This is a genomic window from Actinomycetes bacterium, from assembly GCA_036510875.1.
Taxonomy (GTDB): Bacteria; Actinomycetota; Actinomycetes; order Prado026; family Prado026; genus DATCDE01.
In genome coordinates, this window is the sequence record DATCDE010000085.1 from 1 (window position 1) to 3862 (window position 3862).

The 3862-nt window shown below is 69.6% G+C and carries 3 protein-coding genes; 1 reads left to right on the forward strand and 2 read right to left on the reverse strand.

Annotated features, from left to right (window positions below; translation table 11 throughout):
* Nucleotides 1-31 precede the first annotated feature (31 nt).
* On the reverse strand, nucleotides 32-1699 hold the full coding sequence (locus tag VIM19_04680) for an ATP-binding protein (GenBank protein ID HEY5184200.1): 1668 nt from the start codon (nucleotides 1697-1699) through the stop codon (nucleotides 32-34).
* A 647-nt stretch (nucleotides 1700-2346) separates the two neighbouring features.
* Here VIM19_04680 and VIM19_04685 point away from each other — a divergent pair.
* Complete coding sequence (locus VIM19_04685) at nucleotides 2347-2553, forward strand: hypothetical protein (protein ID HEY5184201.1); 207 nt, start codon at nucleotides 2347-2349, stop codon at nucleotides 2551-2553.
* Here the strand turns inward: VIM19_04685 and VIM19_04690 are convergent.
* Nucleotides 2517-3011: a bacterial transcriptional activator domain-containing protein gene (locus tag VIM19_04690; GenBank protein ID HEY5184202.1), complete on the reverse strand. Its 495-nt coding sequence runs from the start codon at nucleotides 3009-3011 to the stop codon at nucleotides 2517-2519. The two genes, VIM19_04685 and VIM19_04690, sit on opposite strands and share 37 nt — an antisense overlap.
* Nucleotides 3012-3862 lie beyond the last annotated feature (851 nt).

Genomic DNA, 3862 nt, shown 5'->3' on the forward strand with positions numbered 1-3862 from the left:
GCTGGTGTCCGCTGCGCCGCGGGTGCCCCCGTCACGGCGCCACCGCCGGCGCACCGAGTTCCTCGGCGGTCAGGGTGCGGCCGAGCTTCTCGTATTCGCGCGCCACCGCGTGCCGGACGTGGTGCGAGGTCACCACACCGCCGTCGGCACGCGCCAGCCCGGCCGCGGCCAGTGCCGCAGCCTTGATGTTGCCGCCACAGAGCGGGAACCGACTGGCCAGGTCGATGTAGTCCAGCTCGGCCAATGGGAGCTCGGCCGGCCACGTTCGCCGCCAGAGCTCGGCCCGTTGACCCGCGTCAGGGAACGGAAACCAGATGATCGCTGTCAGCCGGCGCAGGAAGGCGTCGTCCAGGTTCGCGTGCAAGTTGGTCGACAAGATGGCCGTGCCGTCGTACTGCTCGATCCGCTGCAACAGGTACGAGATCTCGAGGTTGGCATACCGGTCGTGCGCGTCACGAACCTCCGAGCGGCGACCGAACAGCGCGTCGGCCTCGTCGAACAACAGAATGCCGTTCGCGTCCTCCGCCGCGCGAAACACCGCGTCGAGATTCTTCTCCGTCTCGCCGATGTACTTGTCGACGACGGTGGCCAGGTCGACCCGGTACAGGTCGAGGCCGAGCTGTCCGGCGACGACCTCCGCCGCCATCGACTTGCCGGTGCCGGACGGCCCGGCGAACAACGCCGCCAGGCCTCGCCCCAGGGACAACTTGCGCGCGAACCCCCAATCGGCGAGCACCTCGGCGTGCACGGCCACGCGGGCGCAAAGCTCGTGCAGCTGGTCGGTCGTCGCCGTCTGCAGGACCAAGTCGGCCCACCCGAACCGAGGCTCGATCCTGGTGGCCAGCTCGGCGAGCCGGTCACCTCCGGTGGTCCGCGCCTGCGCGGCGCACGCCGCCGCCGGTTGCGATGAAGCCAGGCCCAGCCGGGAGGCCGCCACAGCCCGAGCGACCGCGGCTCGGATGTCGGCGCCAGCCAACCGGTAACGTTGGGCGAGAACGTCCAAATCGGAATCGTCGAGCCGCAGTCCCTGATGGTGCGCGGCCGCCGCCCACAGCGTGCGGCGTTCGTTCGGCCCGGGCAGGATGAGGTCAACCGAGATCATTGGGATGCCTTCGAGGCGGCGCGCAGGGCCACTCCCGCGGTTGCGCAGCACGGTAGATACCCCCGCCCGTTCCACGGCATCACCGACCAGCCTGGGCAGCCAGCTTTCGTCGGCAAGCGCCTCAGCCGGGACCAGGTCGAGCACGGCGTCTTGCAGCGCCGCTTCGCGCACCAGCACCGCGAACAGATCGCGGGCGCGGGCCGGTCCGAATGACCGGGCCGCATCGAGGTCGACCTCCAGCACCGAACGGCCGGTGAGCGCCGCGATGGCCCCGGCGACCGAGCCCTGCCCGAGGCCGCGACGGCCGCCGAGCGTCAGCCGGATCGTGTCGTCCCCGGGCACCACGCGGCCGACCCGCAGCGCGGTTCCGAGTGGCTCGGGCAGGTTGTCTGTTGCCGACGGGCGGCCGAGACGGCACCAGCCCGCCAGCCGCGAGTCAAGACCCGGCTCCCCCAGCAGTAAGCGACGGATCTGCTCATCCAGGATGAGAACCTGGGTCGGCAGCGGTACCTCAGCCGGCTGCGTGACCAGGACGCGCAAGGCGAACAACGGGCCCCCGCCGGACAATGCCACCCGACAGTCGTCGAGCAGCTGCACGTCCGGGCAGAGCAGCTGCAGGGCCAGCCAGCTCGACGGGCGCCGACGGGTGAGGTCGTCCTGCAGCCAGGCGAGCGCCGTGCCGAACCGCGGGTCGACCTCGGGCGCAAGAGCCAGCGCCACTACCGCCTGCTCGAACTCGTCGAGGTCGAGCAGCGAGACCAACAGCCGGCCTCCCGGCCACGACCGGAAGCCCGCGGCCACGTCGGCGGCCGCCGTGGCGCTCGCGTACGCGGGGTGCGTCGACCGTGCGAGGGCTTCCGCGACGTCCTGCTCACCGAGGTACATCCCTCGGAATGGGTCAGCGGACCGCGGCCCGAACGCCACGCAGGCCGACGCCAGCAACTTCCGCAGCGGCTCCAGGGCAGCATCGATCCCGACCGGCTCCCCGTCTCGGAGCTCCTCGGGCTGCGCCACGTCCGCCCTCCTCCCGGTGCTCGGATCCGGCGCGTTCAAAGGGGCGGCCCGACCCGGCGACCAAACTGGGAGGCAGCATCACAGACCCTCGTCACTGTGGCGTCACTGTGCCGTCACGGCCCGCGCACGCTCCTATTTCGCCGTTCCGGCGATGTGGATGTGACGCCGCCGTGACGAGGGGGCGAGATCATGCGCCGGTGGGTGCTCTCCATGGGAGCGATGGACGGCTCGTGACGCCGGACCGGGCGACCGGGGTGCTGGTCGTGACGACGCTTCCCGGACGGACGGTGCGCAGCGCGCGCGTCGTTTCGACGCACGACGTCGACAGCCGCGCCGAAACGGCCGTTATCGTCACCTCGCTCAATGACTTGCTGCGCGCGGTGGAGGCCTGGTGGCTGGTCTACTGGGGCGCGCGGGGGCCGGGCGACGGCACCTGATGCCACCGATTGCTGGTGGCGATGAGCGCCTCGAGCTGGACGGACAGCTGCCCCGGCAGTCCCGCCTCCTGAAGGAAGCTGAGGTAGGTCCTCGTCTGCCGGACGGCCTCGCTGAGGTTGCCTTCCCCGAGGTGCGCTTGGACGAGACACCGGTGGGCGCTCTCCCGCAGCGGGTCGCCTGCTACGGCCTGGAGCCCCGCCTCGATGGCATCGGTGAAGGCGCCCTGGGACACGTGCCAGCACGACAGACGCTCGAGGGAGTGCAGGCGGAGCTGGTGGTGGCGCTCCCGTTCGATGACCAGCCAGTCGTCGTACCAGGACGGCAGCAGGTCGGTGCTCAGCGTCGACGAGTCCACTCCGTCCGAAGGACGGGCATCGGGCTGCCAGTGCTCGACCAGCCGGCGTAGGCGCCGCACGTCGATGTCGACGTCGGGGCTGAGCCGCAGCTGCCCCGACATGGCTTGGACGAGGCAGTGCCCACCCGGCTTCGGCAGGCGCCAGAGCGTCGAGCGGAGGCAGGCGTGTGCCTGCTCGTCGGAACAGTCAGCCCAGAGCTTGAACGCGACCAGGTCCCGAGCAGCACCGTCGCGCAGGGCCAGGAATGCGATGAGCCGTTCGGCCCGGGGCGCGAGCCCGAATTCGTCATCCCCATGGGTCAGCGTGAATCGACCTAGGAGCCGCAACTCCAACCCGTCGTCCCGTGCACCCATGTCGCCTCTTCGGTCGTTGTTCGCCAGCCGCCGAAGCATCCCCCAAAACTCATCTCACCAAAATCGGACAAACGGTGTAAGACTTGGCCGGAACCCTTCACTATAAGTAGTCGAAGGTTGGTCCATCCGGGGAATTGGTAGCAGAGCCCATCAAAAAAGCCGCTTGACCAGACATAGCCAGCGTCACTCAATCGGAGTCTCCACGGTTTCAGGGGATTGCCACTCGCCGCGGCCATGGTGCAAGGTTCCGTCGAGCGCTTCTTCGCTATATGGAGGCTGCGGTCCGCGCCCTGTGGCCTCCGGTTCGAAGGCGGGCGTGGAACGGCGTGGAACCGTCATACCCGGCTGAACGGGTTGCTCCACTTCCTGGCCGGCCGCCACCAACCTCGCCAAATCCCTCCTACATCGCCCGAGAGACCCCAAACATCCACTCACACTCCTAACGGGGCTTCGCCCCGGCCCGACGAGGCGTGTGGTTCTCACGTGACGTTGTTGGGGGCTCCGGTCGGGCAGGATGACCCGTGACGGCGGGGCCGGACGGGTATATGACTGCGCGGTGGCAGTGGTTGGCCGTGGTGGCCGCCTGATCTCCGAACCGG

What these genes read in the sequence shown, in the direction of transcription:
- VIM19_04690 (HEY5184202.1), bottom strand. Translation starts at nt 3,011, where the DNA reads ATGTCGGGGCAGCTGCGGCTCAGCCCCGACGTCGACATCGACGTGCGG.